Raw genomic sequence first — 16607 nt, 5'->3', positions numbered from 1 at the left:
CTGCCCCTGGGGCACAAACCTCGCCGCCGTACTCAAACGCGCTCCGGAACATGGTCGACACGACTATGCTTGGGCGGCGACAACAGCAGTAAATTCTTGGAAGAACTGCTGAGAACTTTCTAGCAAGACAAAACGGACCAAAACAGGATATGAGCAGAGCTCGCCTTCCACGACAGCTGTGGCCACTCTTCCATGTTACATAAACGTAAACAGCCTGGTCCGGCTGCGAATTTCGTACACTAATCCAAAGGCCACGTTTATTATTGGGACGCCATCTTCTTATCCTGGAAATGGGTGCACCCGACCACTCATCTTGGGAATTTGATGACGATCGAGAACATTTATTTCCCTTGGGCAGACTTTCCGGAAAAATATATCGCCAGTCATATAAATTAATTCCTGGATGATCCGCTCAAAGGCTTTATTATTCGCATCAAACTATATGCAATCATAAAACGTGACGATAATATTATGGAAACATTTAAAACACGCGAAAGAACGCCTGATCGCGCAAGGGAATTTCCATCAGTACCAACTGCGTCTTCGCCTTTCGACGAAAAACATGGCGACAGCCTTACGAATAGGATCTTTTCACCAAACGCACTTCCTCAGGATAATCCCATGAAAGTCGGTCTCGTTTCCTATCCGACGCTATTTCAAAATGAGGGCGGATTACAAGTTCAGGTTCGTGAAACCCAGGTTGCACTACAGAAATTGGGTATTGATGTGAAAATCCTCGACACCACGCGCGATGATTTTTCGGACTTTAGCATTATTCACGTCTTTTCCGTCCAACATGGGAATGTAAAGCTGGTGGAGCAGGCGCGCGCCAAAGGCTGCAAGGTCGTTTTATCAAGCTTGCTCAATCCGGCATTCGTTATCGACGCGCCCCTACGACTTGCTCTAATACACTCTCTCGAGTCATTGATTAGCCGTATTTCAGGTTATAAAGTCAAAACCGACTTACGCAGCGTTCACAGCGCACTAAGCAGCGCCGACCACATCATCGCTCTGGGCAATTGGGAGCGTGATGTGATCAATAAATCGTTCGGAACAGGCTTCAAGCGCGTATCTGTCGTCCCGAACGGGATCTCCAAGCAATTCTTCGAGCCGGACAAAGCGGCCTTCCATGCCGAATACGACGTAACCGGACCCTTCGTATTCTATCCAGGCCAGATATCATCGTGGAAGAATCAGCTGACTCTGGTGAGAGCTCTGGCCGGCACCAATATCACCGTCGTCCTTGCTGGACCACTGCATGGGAAAAGCCGCGCGACACTCGATGCCTGCCTGGCCGTTCCGGCAGCCAAAGTCGTCTACCTGGGCAACCTCGATCGAACGAGCCCGACCTTTTCTGGGGCTTATGCTGCAGCCAGCGCGCTTGTCATGCCGAGCAAGGCCGAGGCAGCTCCACTTGTGGCGCTCGAATCGCTTGCCGCAGGCACGCCGGCTATCATTACGCGCGACAATGGATTGGACCTGCAGCCGGACGGGTACTGCTTACGCGTCGTTGATCCATTTGATGTACGGGCCATACGCGAAACTGTGCTGGAGGTCCTGGCGGACAGGCCCGACCCAATGGACTGTCGCGCTAAAGTGGAAAGTATGTCGTGGGACCGTGTCGCCGTGCAGATCGCTAACATTTATTCATCGTTACATCCTGCCTATACAGCAACTTGAGCGCACTCAGGTAAAACGCGTCATACTCAGGTTCGTCGGAACCAGTGAACGTATTGCCAGCCAGGAATCGCTTGAGTGCTCAGTTGTTCGGAACGGCTTGCCTCAGCCTCCGCCAGCGGCACATAGCCGGGCGGTCCCAGCAGACGGTGCTTGAACCAGTACACCGTTCCATCGTCCCCATTCGACCTCTCCGGGCGTTTCAGGACGAATCGCGGTCGAACCTGGATGGGTTCCGTCAAAGTGGCTTTGCCAAACCTTGGCCGACCTCAGAACAGGTCGAGCTGCCCCGCTGCCCGCGCACCGGTCTTGACGACCGATGGCGGCACCACCAGCGGGCGCCGGAACTGGCTCGTATCGAGCCGCTGGAAGCGCCCGCCGAAGCCGCCCAGTCCGAGCCGTGCCACGGTCTTGTTGAAACGCTGGCGGATCAGGTCGGCCCAGACGCCCTCCCCGTGCATGCGCTTGCCGAAATCGCTGTCGTAATCCTTCCCGCCGCGCATCTCGCGCACCCGGTTCATCACGCGCGCCGCGCGCTCCGGGAAATGCGCTTCCAGCCACTCCTGGAACAGCGGGTTGACTTCGAAGGGCAGGCGCAGCACCACGTAATGGGCGCCGACGGCGCCGGCGTCGCGCGCCGCTTCCAGGATGCGTTCGATTTCCGGTTCGGTCACGAACGGGATGATCGGCGCCACGCTGACGCTGACCGGGATGCCGGCCTCGGTCAGGGTGCGGATGGCGCGCAGGCGCCGCGCCGGTGCCGCCGCGCGCGGCTCGAGGGTGCGTGAAATCTCGGAGTCGAGGGTGGTGATCGTGATGGCCGCGCAGGCCAGGCCCTGCTCCGCCATGGGCGCGATCAGGTCGATGTCGCGCTCGATCAGCGCCGACTTGGTGATCAGCCCATACGGATGGCGGCACTCGCCCAGCACTTCCAGCACCTCGCGCGTGATGCGGTGCTCGCGTTCGCAGGGTTGATAAGCATCCGTGTTGACGCCGATCGCAATGTTCTCGGGCTGGTAGCCGGGGCGCGCCAGTTCCTGGCGCAACAGGTCGGCCGCATTCACTTTCGCGAACAGGCGGCTTTCGAAATCGAGGCCGGGAGACAGGCCGAGATAGCTGTGCGTAGGCCGGGCGAAGCAGTAGATGCAGCCGTGTTCGCATCCCCGGTAGGGGTTGAGGGAAACGTTGAAGGGGATGTCAGGCGATGCATTACGCGACAGGATGCTTTTCGCGATCTCGTCGGTGACCTGCGTCTTGTAGCCGGGCAGTTCTGCGTCCTCCCTGGCCCAGCCGTCGTCGAAGCCTTCTCGCCCCTCGAGCTCGTAGCGCCCCTGGATATTCGAGACGGCGCCACGCCCCTTGCGCGGAGCCTGTACCTGCGCTGGATGCGGAGCCGGGATTGGCTGCTCGGCGCTGTATTCCCGGTCAATTGTCTGCTGTCGATGTTGCATGGCCCACCCATGACTGTATATTTATACAGTATGGTACGCGGCTATTCTGGCGATTTCAAGCGCGGCACGAATGCGGCCTGCTGTTCGACGAAACCGTCGAAGGCATCGAACAAGGACGCGAAACGCGACCGATCGCCTTCGACCTGTCCCAGCGCGTGGGCGGCCGCCTCGAGTGTCGAGAGCTGGTCGGGCGCATGGGCCTTGCGGATGCGGTAGCTCGATGCCGGCATGTCGCGCAGGGCCAGCCGCGGCAGACCTTGCAGGGCGGGGTTCAGGTACAGCATCTTGCGGCTTTTACGCCACGTTGCATCCAGCACCACCAGGCGCAGGCCGGCGGCGGGCGGCAAGGCCGGGGCAGCAGCATTCGCGCTGTCGGGATACAGCAACACCGGGCTGCGGCCGCCGGCATGCAGCAGCGTGTCCAGTTCGGTCTCTTCGAAAGCCTCGCCCACGGCCAGCACGCTGCCGGGGATGCTCAGGTGCAGCAGGCGCGCGCTGTTCTTGGCATTGCCGACCTCGAGCGGGTGCTGCAGGATCAGCAAGGCCGCCGCGCTCTGCACGGGCGCAACCCAGCGGCAGATGCAGGCTGGCTGCGCGCGCAGGCAGGCGGCGCAGGTGGCGCGGCGGGGAACGGGAGCAGGCGTCATCGGCGAACGGGAAGGAAAGGCGCGATTGTAGCAGCCCGGTTTTGCTCCACGGGCGTTGCCCGCCCGCTTCCACGCCGGGGCCCGGTTTGTCTCTTCAATACGACGGCCCAGAGCCCTTGCCTGCTCATCAATATTGGCCGTTCTTCAACGCATAAAGCGGGCTCGACGGGGCATCGGTGCATGTTCCTTATCGATCTGCATAAGCATCTTGATCACACACGAAAATTTAGCGCCCGAATTGGCGATTCGGATATTGCCCTGCACTTTCTAGGTGCCTAGAATCAATTTATTCCCTAAAGCAATTCTGTCGCACCGGCAGCACTCCAGAGTCGCCCATGTTTAGAGTTCGCCTCACCGTCCGCCAGTCCCTCACTGCCTTGCTCGCCGGCACGGCCCTGCTGCCCGGCGTGGCGATCATGCAGGAGCTCCAGCTCGACCACCGCATGAACGAACGCGTCGTCCAGGTGCCGGCCGCGGGTGGCCGCGCGATGCTCGAGACGACGGTGTTCCAGCCGAACGGGCCCGGCCCCTTCCCGCTCCTGATCATCAACCACGGCAAGGACCCGGGCCGCCCGAGCTCGCAGCCGCGCGACCGCTTCTACTACATGGCCGCGGCCTTCGTGAAACGCGGCTATGCGGTGATGGTGCCGATGCGCCAGGGTTTCGCCAACTCGACCGGCCAGTACCGCGACCGCGGCTGCGACATGACCGCCAACGGCTACCTGCAGGCCGACGACATCCGCGCCACCCTCGACTATGCGCGCGCCCAGAAGTGGGTGAACGCCGGCCAGGTGGTCGTGGCCGGCCAGTCCTACGGCGGCCTGGCGACGATGGCGCTCGGCACCGAGAACCTGCCGGGCGTGCGCGGCCTGATCAATTTTGCCGGCGGCCTGCGCGACGACAGCGACCGCTGCGCCTGGCGCTCCTCGCTGGTATCGGCCTTTGCCGAGTACGGCGCGAAGAGCAAGCTGCCCAGCCTGTGGATGTACGGCGAGAACGACTCGCTGTTCGGCCCGGACCTGGCGAACCGCCTGCACGAGGCCTACAGCCAGGCCGGCGGGCGCGCGCGCCTGGTCGAGTTCCCGTCCTTCAAGCGCGATGCCCACGGCATGCTGGCCAGCCGCGACGGCGAAAAAGTCTGGCTGGCCGACACGATGCAGTTCCTGCGCAGCGTCGGCATGCCGACCGAGGAGATCTACAAGGTGCCGGCGCCGCCGATGCCGCCGCGCACCGATTTCGCCAGCGTCGACGACGTCGAGGCCGTGCCCTTCCTCTCGGAACACGGGCGCCTGGCCTACGCGGACTATCTGACCAAGATGACGCCGCGCGCCTTTGCAGTCTCGCCGAGCGGCGCCTGGACCTGGGCCGAGGAAGGCGAAGCGCCGGAAGCGCGCGCGCTGGCCACCTGCTCGTCCAAGAGCAGCGAGCCCTGCAAGCTGTATTCGATCGACGACTACGTGGTCTGGAACGGCGAGCGCATCGATGCCGCCGAGAAGGCCAGCATGACCGCCTCGATCGCACCGCCGCCGGATGCGAGCGCGCCGGGCGCGGTCGGCAGCACGGTGCCGGCGCCGGCGGCACCGCCGGCCCAGCCGGCGCCGAAAGCCCAGTAAGTCGTTCCGTCCAGGAATATATAGCTCGTCAAGCATCCGGCGCAGCCTTTATGGTGCGCCGGATGCTGCTACCTCGTCATTTGTTCCTCATCCATACGCGACATAGCGCAAACCGGCTTGGTGCGCCCGCTTCGACAATGAAGCCTTCGTCCCTCGGAGCCCGTCATGCCGCAGCCGGTCCCGCATTGCTTCCGCTCCTTGTTTGCAGCGCTGGCGTTTTTGCTGACCCCGTTGCTGATCCTGCTGCTGGCCCTGCTGCCTGCCGGCGCACGCGCCGCCAATAACGACCCCATCGTGCTGGTGCACGGCTTCCTCGGCTTCGGTCCCGACCAGTTTCCGCGCAGCGGCTTCCTGTACTGGGGCGGTTATGGCGACATCGCCGCCCACCTGCGCCTCCATCACGGACCGCACACGGTGCTGACGGCCAGCGTCGGCGCGATTGCCAGCAACCGCGAGCGCGCAGCCGAGCTGTACGCGCAGATCAAGGGCGGCTGCGTCGACTATGGGCTCAGCCATGGGGCAACCGACACCGCGGCCGACACGGCAGCCGAGGCGGCGGGCGAGAAGAAGCCCGTGCGCTGCTGGGCCGCCGACCCGGCACGCAACCCGCTCGGCCATCCGCCGGCGCTCTACCCGGCCTGGGATGCACGCCACCCGCTGCACATGATCGGCCACAGCCAGGGCGGCACGACCGTCCGGGCCCTGGTCGAACTACTCGAACACGGCGCGCCCGGCGAAGGCGACGGCGAGTTGTATCAGGGCGGCAAGGTCGGCTGGGTGCGCAGCGTCACCACGATCTCGAGTCCGCACAACGGCACCACCCTGCGCGACGCCGTGCTCGACATCCTGCCCCAGCTGCGCTCGCCCCTGCGCGACTGGCTGGAGCACGACCTGCGCAACTGGGAGATGGCGCCCGACGGCGCGCGCAACTTCAACCGCTGGGCACGCACCTCGCCGCACATCTACTATTTTTCGGTCGGTACGCTGGCCACCGAGGCCGGCGCCTGGTGCTGCAACGGCACCGACCGCGCCCTCGCCCCGCTCCAGAGCGCGCGCTACCAGTATCCGCGCGCCGACATGTTCGGCTATTACAAGCGCTTTGCCGGCGAGTGGATCGTGCCGTCGATGCTCCAGCGCGGCATGGGCAGCTATACGCAAAGCGCCCCGGGGCGGGTGCGCATCGACAGCGCCTGGTTCGCCAACGATGGGGTCGTCAACACGGCCAGCATGCGCGCACCCGCCGGCCATCCGGTGCGCGACTTCGACGGCACGCCGGTCAAGGGCTACTGGAATTTTCTCGGTAACTACCGCGGCTACGACCACTTCGACATCCTGAACTGGCCGAACAAGGGGCCGCCCGCCGACCCCATCTACGAGCGCATCAGCGAGATCCTGTTTGCGCTTTGACGGTGGCGGCGCTGCTTATTGCAGGCGGATGGCGGTGTCGAACAGCCAGGTGCGGCGGATTTCGATCACGTCGTACTGGCGCGCCAGCGCCGGCGGGAAGGCGCCGTAAGGGGCCTGGCTGGCGACGACTTGCCGGATCGCTTCGTCCAGCGCCGGCACGCCGCTCGAGACGACGAAGGTCACCTTCTCCACCGAGCCGTCCGCGCGCACCGCCACCGTCACGATCGGCGCGGTATGCGGCTGCTTCACCAGCTCGCGCACGGTGTCGAAGGTCATGTTCAGCTCGATCTTGCGGCTCATGGCCTGGGCGTACTGGACGAGGTCGGCGTTCGGGTCGGCGCGGCCGAACAGCCAGCCGCGGCGCAGGCTGCTGGTCGTGGGCGGCAGCGTCGGGCCGGCGGCGGCCGGGTCGCGCTGGGCCGCTTCCCTGTCGAGTTGACGGCCGATGGCGCGGAGTCGCTCCTCGCGTTGCGCCTCTTCCTCGGCACGCTCGCGCTGCGCCTGGTCCTGCTTTGCCTGCTGCTGGCGGGCGGCTTCCTGGCGCGCCGCTTCCTGCCTTCCGGCTTCCTGGCGCGCTGCCTCCTGGCGTGCCGCTTCCTGCCGAGCTGCCTCCTGCCGAGCTGCCTCCTGGCGTGCCGCTTCCTGCCGAGCTGCCTCCTGGCGCGCTGCCTCCTGGCGTGCCGCTTCCTGGCGTGCCGCTTCCTGCCGTGCCGCTTCCTGTCGTGCCGCTTCCTGCCGAGCTGCTTCCTGGCGTGCCGCTTCCTGGCGTGCCGCTTCCTGCCGAGCTGCCTCCTGGCGCGCTGCCTCCTCGCGTGCCGCTTCCTGGCGCGCTGCTTCCTGGCGTGCTGCGTCCTGGCGCGCTGCTTCCTGGCGAATGATTTCCTGACGCGCTGCCTCCTGCCGCGCCGCCTCGAGCTGTGCCTGCCTTGCCTGCTCCTGGCGCGCGGCTTCAGCCCGTTCGAGTTCCTGGCGCGCGGCTGCCTGCCGGGCGGTCTCCGCTTCCCGCCGGGCTGCCTCCTGCCTCATGGCCTCCTGCCGTGCCGCTTCCTGCTGGGCCTGGCGCGCAGCGTCGAGCTGCGCCTGCCTTGCCTGTTCCTGCCGCGCGGCGTCCGCCCGCGCGGCCTCGGCACGCTGCTGTTCCTGGCGCGCTGCCTCCTGCCGCAACGCCTCCTCCTGCCTGGCCTGCTCGCGCTGGAGTGCGTCACGGCGCAGGCTATCCTGCCGGGCCAGCTCGGCCTGTTCCGCCTCCAGCCGCGCCGCCTCGCGCTGCGCTGCCTGCTCGGCCAGCTCGGCCTCCCGGCGCTGCTGTTCCTGCCGCTGCTGTTCCTGCCTCGCCTCCCGCTGCGCCTGGGCCATCAATTCGGCCTGCCGCTCCCGCTCTGCGTTCTGCTCGCGCTCGAGCATGATCTGCTTGATCTGTTCATCCTGCTTCCGGGACGCTTCAGCTGCTTCGGCTGCTTCGGCTGCTTCGGCTGCTTCTGCCGCTTCGCGCGCCAGTGCTGCATCCTCGTCCGCCGTGTTGCGCGCCACCACGGTAGCGGTTGCCCCCACCCGCGGCACGTCGGGCGCGCTTGGCGCAGGGGCCTCGGCAGGTAAAGGTGCCGCTGCGGCCGGCTGCGCAGGCTCAGGCGCGGGGGGCGGTGGCGGTGCAGGTACAGGTGCAGGTGCAGGTGCAGGTGCAGGTGCAGGTGCGGGTGCGGGCGCGGGTGCAGGCGGAACCGCGACCGGCGGCGCAGGCGCGACGGGAGCCGGCGGCGCAGGGGGCGGTGGCGGCACCGCCGCCCCGGGCGGCTTGGCCCCGCCAGGCGCAGGCGCCGGCAGCGCGATGGGTGCCGGGCTGCTTGCCGGCGCAGGTTTGTCCGCCGCAGTGGAGGCGGTCTTTGCGGGTGTCGCCGGCTCAGCGGCCGGCTTCGCTTCGTTTGCCGAAGACGCAGGCTGCGCCGGCGCCAGCACGATGCTCAACTCGTCGGCGCCCAGGCGCTTTTCCTTCCAGGGCAGGTTCAGGCCGGGGAGCCCGAAGCTGTGTCCGCCGAGGCTGATACTGAGCAGCAGCGCGTGAAAGACCAGGGAAATCAGCAGCGCCGCGTGCAGGCGCGAGGGTCCGCGTTCGAGGAGGACGGCCGTACTCAAGCTGCCGGCCCTTGCGGTAACTGCGACAACTGCGCGTCCCAGGCCTGCAGTTGCGCCACCGTCGCGGTCGCGCCGCCGCAGGCGATGGCCAGCACATTGTCGAAACGGGCCAGGCGCTCCCCGGCCTCGTAGGCCAGCGCCAGCGCCGCGCCGCAGGCCGGTTCGACCACGACCCGGTGGTCGTCCATGAAGCGCAGGCAAGCGGCCACCGCCTCCTGGTCGCTGACGACGACGGAGGCGATCGGATGTTCGGCGGCCAGCGCCAAGGCATGTTCGGCTACCATCCGCGCGCCGAGCGAGGTGGCGATGCTGGCGATGGCCGGCAATTCGATGCGCCGGCCGGCCGCCAGCGACTGCGCGTAGGAGTCGGCGCCGCGGGTCTCGACGGCAATCACGGGAACCTCGTTCCAGCCCTGCCGGCGCAGGCCCTCCACCACCCCGCTGAGCAGCCCGCCGCCGCCGACCGCCAGCACCACCGCGTCCGGCCGCAGGCCGGCGCGTGCCACTTCGTCGATCATCCCGGCATGGCCTTCCCACAGGAGCGGATCGTCGAACGGGTGAATAAAGGCGTCGTGCGCGCCAAGCAGGGACTGCGCGTGGGCGTTCGCTTCCTGGAAGGACAACCCCTGCACCCGCACCTCGGCGCCCTCGCGCGCCAGCAGTTCGCGGGCGCGCGCGCTGGTCGTTTCCGGCACCACGACCAGTACCGGCACGCCGAGCCGGCGTCCTGCATAGCTTGCGGCCAGCCCGGCGTTGCCGCCCGAGGAGGAGACGATCCGGCGCGCGCCGGCGGCCACCCGCAGTGCGCAGGCGTGGCCGATGCCGCGCAGCTTGAACGAGCCGCTCGGCTGCAAGGCCTCCATCTTGAGCCAGACGCGCTGGCCCGCGCGGCAAGCCATGGCGTTCGATTCGACCAGGGGCGTGTCGAGGTGAAGCTGCATGCGCCGCGTCCCCGTCAGGCCGCCGTGCGCAGCGCGCGCGCCAGGTCCGACAGCCGGTAGGGTTTGTGCACGAAGACGAATTCGTTGAGGTAGGCCGGGTCGACTTTCAGGGCCGGCAGCGGATAGCCGGACGCCAGGATGGTCTTCACCCCCGGATAATTGTCGCGCGTGAAGACGGCCAGCTCGATGCCGTTCATCCCGTCCGGCATGATGATGTCGGTGAACAGGATGGCGACGTCGCGGCTGGCCAGCAGGTTCATCGCTTCCTGGGCGTTCGACGCGGTCACGACCTCGTAACCCATGCTGATGTACAGGGCCGCTGCCACGTCCATCAGGTCCGGTTCGTCCTCGACGATCAGCACCAGCTCGTTCGCTTCGCGCTGGGTGGCCAGGTCCTGGCCCGGCGCGGCCGGCAGGAAGATCGAAATCGCCGTGCCTTCGCCGGGCGCGCTGCCGATCACGACCTCGCCGCCCGACTGCTTGATGAAGCCGTAGACCTGGGACAGGCCCAGGCCGGTGCCCTTGCCCACTTCCTTGGTCGTATAGAAGGGCTCGAAGGCGCGCGCGGCGACCTCCGGCGGCATGCCGGTGCCGGTGTCGCTGACGGTCACGCGCACATAGGGCCCCGGCGCCAGGCCGCGCACCTCGTGCTCGACCAGGTCGACGTTGGCCGTTTCGATGTGCACGCTGCCGCCGTCGGGCATGGCGTCGCGCGCATTGACCACCAGGTTCAGCAGGGCCGATTCGAAGCGCGCGCTGTCGATGACGGTGTTGCGGATGTGGGGGTCGAGCCGCAGCTCGAACTCGATCGCGGCGTTCACCCCGCGCCGCAGCACCGATTCGAAGCCGGAAATGAGACGGTTGACGCTGCGCGTTTCCGCCTGCAGCGGCTGCTGGCGCGCAAAGGCCAGCAATTGCTGGGTCAGCGTGGCGCCGCGGTCGATGGCGCGCCGCATGCTGTCGAGGGTCTTGCCGTCGACATTGCCGCCGCGGCCGAGGGACAGCACTTCGAGGCCGCTGGCCAGCACCGACAGCAGGTTGTTGAAGTCGTGCGCGATGCCGCCCGTGAGCTGGCCGATCGATTCCATCTTCTGCGCCTGGAACAGGGCGGCATTGGCCTCGGCGAGCGCATCGGCGGCGGCCTTTTTCTCGGTCAGGTCGCGCGTGATTTTCGCAAAGCCGAGCAGTTCGCCGCTCTCGTCGCGGATGGCATCGATCACGACATGGGCCCAGAACCGGGTGCCGTCCTTGCGCAGGCGCCAGCCTTCGGCCTCGTAGCGGCCCTCGCGCTCGGCGGTGGCCAGCGCCCGCCACGGCAGGCGGCCGACGCGGTCTTCCTCCGTATAGAAGCGCGAGAAGTGCTGGCCGACGATTTCGTCGGCCATATAGCCCTTGATGCGCTCGGCCCCGACATTCCAGTTATTGACCTCGCCCGTCGGCGACAGCATGTAGATGGCGTAATCGGTGACGCCCTGCACCAGCAGGCGGAAGCGCTCCTCGCTGGCGCGCAGTTCCTTTTCCGCGTCGCGGCGGGCGGTGATGTCGCGCGTGATCTTGGCGTAGCCGAGCAGGGTGCCGTATTCGTCGTAGATCGGGTCGATCACCACGCTGGCCCAGAAGCGGGTGCCGTCCTTGCGCATGCGCCAGCCCTCGGCTTCGTACTTGCCTTCGACCAGCGAGGTGGCGAGGGCGCGCGCCGGCAGGCTGGCCGCGCGGTCCTCGGGCGTATAGAACTGTGAGAAGTGACGCCCCAGGATCTCGTGTTGCTGATAGCCCTTGAAGCGCTGGGCGCCCGTGTTCCAGCTGCTGACGCGACCGTCCGGGTCGAGCATGTAGATTGCATAGTCGCTGATCCCCGAGATCAGGTACTGGACGCGCTGTTCTTCGGTCAGCTCTTGCTTGGCTTCGACGGCGTTGTGCATGGTGGCTGGAACTGGACAATGTTGGCTAACACACCATCATAACCCCAAAAGCCGGCATGGGCCCACGCAACTGTTTCGCGTGCGAATCAAGTATTGACGATTCAGTCAAGCACTAATCCGCCCAAAAACTTCACGTTTCACTCGGTGTGGCCGTGCGCGCTTCAGGGACTGGCATTACGCCGTTCCACTCATGTCTTTCAGGCTAAAATAGCGCTTTTGTAACCCAGCCGTTCCCACGCCTGCGCCCCATGAATCCAGCTCCATCCGCACCGCTCGACCTGTCCAGTTGCGACAGGGAACCGATCCGCACGCCTGGCAGCATCCAGCCGCACGGATTCCTGCTGACCTTGTCGGCGGAAACACAGGTACTCCAGGCCAGCGCCAACCTGGCGCAATGGCTGGGAATCGAGGCCCAGGCGGCGATCGGCGGCTCGCTCGCCGACGTCCTCGGGCCGGCCGGCGAACGCCTGGCCGGCGCGCTGCGGGCCGTCGACCTGGGCAACCGCCCGTTCTATATCGACACCATCACTGCCGGCAATGCCAGCCATTTCGACGTGCTCGGCCACCGCTGGGACGATCTGCTGATCCTCGAATTCGAAGCCGTCGAGCGTGCCGGCGCGGCCGATTTCCGCCACCTGTACGCCCTGCTCGGCGACTTCCTCCTGAAGATCGACCAGACGCAGACGGTCGAATCGGTGGCCGAACAGGCGGCGCACCACGTGCGCATGGTCACCGGTTTCGGCCGCGTGATGGTCTACCAGTTCGACCGCGACGGCCATGGCCACGTGATGGCCGAGTCGAAAGAGGACAGCTACCATTCCTACCTGGGCCAGCGCTTCCCGGCCAGCGACATTCCTGCCCAGGCGCGCGAGCTGTACGCCGCCTCGCGCATCCGCCTGATCCAGGACGCCAACTACACGCCCGCGCAGCTGGTGCCGCCCGAGAATCCCGTCACCGGCGCGCGCAACGACCTCTCGTTCGCGGCCCTGCGCAGCGTCTCCCCGGTCCACCTGCAATACATGCGCAACATGGGGACGCTGGCCTCGATGTCGGTCTCGCTGATGGTCAAGGGGCGGCTCTGGGGCTTGATCTCCTGCCACAACGAGTCGCCCTGCCCGCTGCCCTTCGAGAAGCGCAGCGCCTGCGAGCAGCTCGGCCAGGTGCTGGCGCTGTGCATCGAATCGCGCGAGGACGCCAGCGACCTGCAGTTCCGCCTCGACGTGCGGCGCATGATGGTGGCCATGCTCGGCAACCTGACCAAGGGTGCCGACATCATCGAGAACATGGGTTCGGTCTTCCCCGAACTGCTGCGCTTTGCGCGCGCCGGCGGGGTCGCGATCGTCGCCGACGAGCGCGTGCTGACCTACGGCGACACCCCCGACGTGCCCGCCATCGAGGAGCTCGTGTCCTGGCTCGAACTGCAGGGCCATGGCCACGAAATCTTCCATACCGACCAGCTGTCGAACCTGTACCCGGCGGCCGCGGCGATCCGCCGCAATGCCAGCGGCCTGCTGGCGATGTCGATCTCGCGCGTGCACAAGCATTACCTGTTGTGGTTCCGCCCGGAGGTGGTCCATACCATCGAATGGGCCGGCAACCCGCATGAAAAGGATTCCGTGCCGGGCAGGATGGTGCAGCTGACCCCGCGCACCAGCTTTGCCACCTGGCGCGAAGTGATCCACGGCGTGAGCCTGCCCTGGCACCCGGCCGAGATCGAGCTGACCGGCGAATTCCGTACCGCCATGCTCGGCATCGCGCTCGAGCGCGCCGAACAGATGGCCGAACTGGCCGAGGAACTGGGCCGCGCCAACAAGGAACTGGAAGCGTTTTCGTATTCGGTCTCGCACGACCTGCGCGCCCCGCTGCGCCACATCGTCGGCTTTTCCGACCTGCTGCTCGAATCGAGCGGCAGCGAAGACACCACCATGCGCCAGCGCTTCCTCACCAACATCAAGGAATCGGCGCGCCTGGCCGGCAAGCTCGTCGACGACCTGCTGAGCTTTTCGCAGATGGGCCGCGCCGCCCTGCGCCCGGTCGAAGTGGACATGTCGAAGCTGGTCGCCTCCTGCATAGACAAGCTGTCGATCGAGACGCGGGGGCGCAACATCGACTGGCAACTGGCGCCGCTGCCGCGCATCACGGCCGACCCGAACTTCCTGCACCTGGCGGTGCTCAACCTGCTGTCGAACGCCGTCAAGTTCACCGGGCAACGCGACCCGGCGACGATTCGCGTCTGGGCCGAGGAAAACGCGCAGGAGACGGTCTTCCACATCGCCGACAACGGCGCCGGCTTCAACATGGATTACGTCCACAAGCTGTTCGGCGTGTTCCAGCGCCTGCACCGGATGGAAGACTTCCAGGGCACGGGCATCGGCCTGGCCAACGTGCGCCGCATCGTCGAGCGCCATGGCGGACGCGCCTGGGCCGAGTCGGTCCAGGGCCAGGGCGCCACTTTCTCTTTCAGTATCCCGCGAAAACTCGCACTCTAACCGGCGAGGACCACAACCATGTTAAAACCCATTCTGCTCGTCGAAGATAATCCGCACGATCTCGAACTGACCCTGGTGGCGCTGGCGAAAAGCCAGCTCGCCAACGAAGTCGTGGTCGTGCGCGACGGCGCCGAGGCGCTCGATTACCTGCTGCGGCGCGGCGAATTTGCCGCGCGCGACGAAGGCAACCCGGCCGTCACCCTGCTCGACCTGAAGCTGCCGAAGGTGGACGGGCTCGAGGTGCTGGCCACGATCCGCGCCACCGCGCACCTGAAGGCAATGCCGGTGGTGATGCTGACCTCCTCGAAAGAGGAGCAGGACCTGGTGCGCAGCTACGAACTGGGCGTGAACGCCTATGTCGTCAAGCCGGTCGATTTCAAGGAATTCGTGCGCGCGATCGCCGACCTCGGGATTTTCTGGGCGGTGCTCAACGAGCCGCCGCCGGGCTCGCACCGTTACGTGCCGCCGGCCTGATTGGATGCAGGGTGGGCTCTCGAGCCCGCGCGGTCGCACCCCGAGCGCAGAGGCACCGGTGTTGCAAGCCGGCTGATTCGCAGGCGCCGTACCGCGTGGGCAGAGCCCACCCTACGAAACCCCTTGTTGGCTAGGTGCCGCGGCGCGCTGTGCGTCGCCGGCGGCGCTACCCTTCTTGCGCCGCAGCAGGTGGCGGATGCGCGCGCTGAGCGCGTCCGGGTGATACGGCTTCTGCAACAGGTGCACCGAGGCGCTGACCTTGCCCTCGTGCGCCAGGACCCCTTCCGCATAGCCCGAGGTATACAGGATCTGGGCGTCGGGCAGGTGCTGGCGCACCGCCTCGCCGAGTTGCAGGCTGCTCACCGGCCCCGGCATGATCACGTCGGAAAACACCAGGTCGATGTGGCGGCCGCTTTCGATGAGGGCGATGGCGCTCGCGGCGTCGCAGGCTTCGAGCACCTGGTAGCCGAGCGCGGACAGGATCGCGCAGGTTGCGCTGCGCACGTCTTCTTCGTCTTCCACCACCAGGATCGTCTCCAGCCCGCCGTACAGCGGGGCGTCAAGCGCCTTGTCCGGCTCCTGCGCCTCGGTGCTGCTGCGCGGCAGGAAGATGCGCACGCTGGTGCCGCGGCCGGGTTCGCTCTCGAGCACGATTTCGCCGCCGGTCTGTTTGACGAAGCCATACGCCATCGACAGGCCGAGCCCGGTGCCCTGCCCGACCGGCTTGGTCGTGAAGAAGGGTTCGAAAGCGCGCTGCAGGATCTCGGGCGCCATGCCGCGGCCGGTGTCGGCCACTTCGATCATCACATAGTCGCCTCCCGGCACGGCAGGCGGCAGGGCCATGCCGGCCCCCTGGGCGCGGCTCGAGGCATTGCTGGCGCGGATCAGCAGCGTGCCGTTGCCGCCCATCGCGTCGCGCGCGTTGATGGCCAGGTTCAGCAACACGTTATTGAGCTGGTTGGGGTCGGCGACCGTGCTCCACAGCGAGGGGTCGATATCGGTGACGATGCGCGCGTTCGGGCCCAGCACGCGGCGCATCATGTCGTCCATCTCGCGCAGCAGGTGGCCGGGATTGAGCACCACCGACTGCAGCGGCTGGCGCCGCGCGAACGCGAGCAGGTGGGCCGACAGCTTGGCGCCGCGCTCGACGCCGGCCAGCGCCATCTCGACGCGGTTGCGCGAGGCATCGTTCAGGCCGCCGACGAGTTTCAGCAGTTGCAGGTTGCCGCCGATGATCTGCAGCACGTTGTTGAAGTCGTGGGCGACGCCGCCGGTCAACTGGCCGATCGCCTCCATCTTCTGCGCCTGGTGCAGCGCCGATTCGCTCGCCGCCAGCTGCTCCCGGCTCACGCGCAGCGAGGCAAAGGCGGCATCGCGCTCGCGCCGGGCAACGCAGGCGGCGCTGTGGTACTGGACGCGCGCGACGAGCTCGCGCGGATCCGGCCACTTGACCATGTAGTCGTTGGCGCCGGCGGCAAACGCCATCGCCTTGATCTCGGGGTCGTCTTCCGACGACAGCATGACGATGGGGATGTGTTCGGTATCGGGACGGGCGCGCATGCGGCGCGTGAATTCGAATCCGTCGAGGTCGGGCATGCGCAGGTCGACCAGCACCACGGTGACGTTCAGCTCCGCCGCCAGGCTGACGGCACGGGCCGCATCCGACTCGTAGCGCAACACATGCTTGACGCAGGTTTTCAGCCCGTGCTCGATGATTTGTTGTGCAAATGGCTCGTCATCGATCAGCAGGATCGAGCAGGTACTGGAATCGTCTTCGATCATCGTGTCGAGACCCCATTTAACAATAACAACGAGGCCATGTTGCATTTTGTGAAGCGTTGATTCTACACCATGTA

At 66.2% G+C, this 16607-nt stretch carries 11 protein-coding genes; 5 read left to right on the top strand and 6 right to left on the bottom strand.

Features of this window, described 5'->3' with window-relative positions:
• Positions 1–471 precede the first annotated feature (471 nt).
• Complete coding sequence (locus tag ACFPAH_RS09710; protein ID WP_379744150.1) at positions 472–1680, top strand: glycosyltransferase family 4 protein; 1209 nt, start codon at positions 472–474, stop codon at positions 1678–1680.
• Positions 1681–1946: 266 nt separating this feature from the next.
• Here the strand turns inward: ACFPAH_RS09710 and ACFPAH_RS09705 are convergent, their stop codons facing one another.
• Positions 1947–3128 (bottom strand): PA0069 family radical SAM protein, encoded by a 1182-nt coding sequence (locus ACFPAH_RS09705; protein WP_379744148.1) that lies wholly within the window; start codon positions 3126–3128, stop codon positions 1947–1949.
• Between the two features lie 41 nt (positions 3129–3169).
• Positions 3170–3775, bottom strand: a complete 606-nt coding sequence (locus tag ACFPAH_RS09700; RefSeq protein WP_379744146.1) for a tRNA-uridine aminocarboxypropyltransferase — start codon at positions 3773–3775, stop codon at positions 3170–3172.
• Positions 3776–4110: 335 nt separating this feature from the next.
• Here ACFPAH_RS09700 and ACFPAH_RS09695 point away from each other — a divergent pair, with 335 nt between their 5' ends.
• Together ACFPAH_RS09695 and ACFPAH_RS09690 are read left to right on the top strand one after the other, a co-directional pair.
• A complete protein-coding gene (locus ACFPAH_RS09695; protein WP_379744144.1) occupies positions 4111–5388 on the top strand; it encodes a dienelactone hydrolase family protein in 1278 nt (425 codons plus the stop codon).
• 165 nt (positions 5389–5553) lie between these two features.
• Positions 5554–6795 (top strand): esterase/lipase family protein, encoded by a 1242-nt coding sequence (locus ACFPAH_RS09690; protein WP_379744142.1) that lies wholly within the window; start codon positions 5554–5556, stop codon positions 6793–6795.
• Positions 6796–6810: 15 nt separating this feature from the next.
• Here the strand turns inward: ACFPAH_RS09690 and ACFPAH_RS09685 are convergent, their stop codons facing one another.
• Genes ACFPAH_RS09685 through ACFPAH_RS09675 form a run of 3 tightly spaced genes read right to left on the bottom strand, consistent with a single transcriptional unit; the run spans position 6811 to position 11788 of the window.
• Positions 6811–8925: a histone H1-like repetitive region-containing protein gene (locus tag ACFPAH_RS09685; protein ID WP_379744140.1), complete on the bottom strand. Its 2115-nt coding sequence runs from the start codon at positions 8923–8925 to the stop codon at positions 6811–6813.
• The gene (locus ACFPAH_RS09680; protein ID WP_379744138.1) at positions 8922–9866 is read right to left on the bottom strand and encodes a pyridoxal-phosphate dependent enzyme; all 945 of its coding nucleotides are present in this window, start codon (positions 9864–9866) and stop codon (positions 8922–8924) included. Before ACFPAH_RS09680 ends, ACFPAH_RS09685 begins: the two co-directional genes overlap by 4 nt.
• A 14-nt stretch (positions 9867–9880) precedes the next feature.
• Entirely contained in the window at positions 9881–11788 is a 1908-nt protein-coding gene (locus tag ACFPAH_RS09675; RefSeq protein WP_379744136.1) for a hybrid sensor histidine kinase/response regulator, read from the bottom strand.
• Between the two features lie 248 nt (positions 11789–12036).
• Between ACFPAH_RS09675 and ACFPAH_RS09670 the strand changes: the two genes are divergently transcribed.
• Together ACFPAH_RS09670 and ACFPAH_RS09665 are read left to right on the top strand one after the other, a co-directional pair.
• Positions 12037–14277: an ATP-binding protein gene (locus tag ACFPAH_RS09670; RefSeq protein WP_379744134.1), complete on the top strand. Its 2241-nt coding sequence runs from the start codon at positions 12037–12039 to the stop codon at positions 14275–14277.
• Between the two features lie 18 nt (positions 14278–14295).
• Positions 14296–14751, top strand: coding sequence for a response regulator (locus ACFPAH_RS09665; protein ID WP_379744132.1), 456 nt, complete (start codon positions 14296–14298; stop codon positions 14749–14751).
• A gap of 111 nt (positions 14752–14862) precedes the next feature.
• Here the strand turns inward: ACFPAH_RS09665 and ACFPAH_RS09660 are convergent, their stop codons facing one another.
• Positions 14863–16578 carry a response regulator gene (locus ACFPAH_RS09660; RefSeq protein ID WP_379744130.1) on the bottom strand — a complete coding sequence of 572 codons (1716 nt, stop codon included), beginning with the start codon at positions 16576–16578 and terminating at the stop codon, positions 14863–14865.
• Between the last annotated feature and the right edge of the window lie 29 nt (positions 16579–16607).

The sequence above is a fragment of the Massilia sp. GCM10023247 genome, from assembly GCF_042653325.1.
In the GTDB taxonomy this organism is placed as follows: Bacteria; Pseudomonadota; Gammaproteobacteria; order Burkholderiales; family Burkholderiaceae_D; genus Telluria.
Note: the sequence above shows the minus strand (reverse complement) of the source record. Positions and strands in the feature narration are given on the sequence as shown.

Excerpts from the sequence above, each read along its gene's own strand:
- ACFPAH_RS09710 (WP_379744150.1), top strand. The coding sequence starts at position 472 with ATGGAAACATTTAAAACACGCGAAAGAACGCCTGATCGCGCAAGGGAA.
- ACFPAH_RS09705 (WP_379744148.1), bottom strand. The coding sequence starts at position 3,128 with ATGCAACATCGACAGCAGACAATTGACCGGGAATACAGCGCCGAGCAG.
- ACFPAH_RS09700 (WP_379744146.1), bottom strand. The coding sequence starts at position 3,775 with ATGACGCCTGCTCCCGTTCCCCGCCGCGCCACCTGCGCCGCCTGCCTG.
- ACFPAH_RS09695 (WP_379744144.1), top strand. The coding sequence starts at position 4,111 with ATGTTTAGAGTTCGCCTCACCGTCCGCCAGTCCCTCACTGCCTTGCTC.
- ACFPAH_RS09690 (WP_379744142.1), top strand. The coding sequence starts at position 5,554 with ATGCCGCAGCCGGTCCCGCATTGCTTCCGCTCCTTGTTTGCAGCGCTG.
- ACFPAH_RS09680 (WP_379744138.1), bottom strand. The coding sequence starts at position 9,866 with ATGCAGCTTCACCTCGACACGCCCCTGGTCGAATCGAACGCCATGGCT.
- ACFPAH_RS09675 (WP_379744136.1), bottom strand. The coding sequence starts at position 11,788 with ATGCACAACGCCGTCGAAGCCAAGCAAGAGCTGACCGAAGAACAGCGC.
- ACFPAH_RS09670 (WP_379744134.1), top strand. The coding sequence starts at position 12,037 with ATGAATCCAGCTCCATCCGCACCGCTCGACCTGTCCAGTTGCGACAGG.
- ACFPAH_RS09665 (WP_379744132.1), top strand. The coding sequence starts at position 14,296 with ATGTTAAAACCCATTCTGCTCGTCGAAGATAATCCGCACGATCTCGAA.
- ACFPAH_RS09660 (WP_379744130.1), bottom strand. The coding sequence starts at position 16,578 with ATGCAACATGGCCTCGTTGTTATTGTTAAATGGGGTCTCGACACGATG.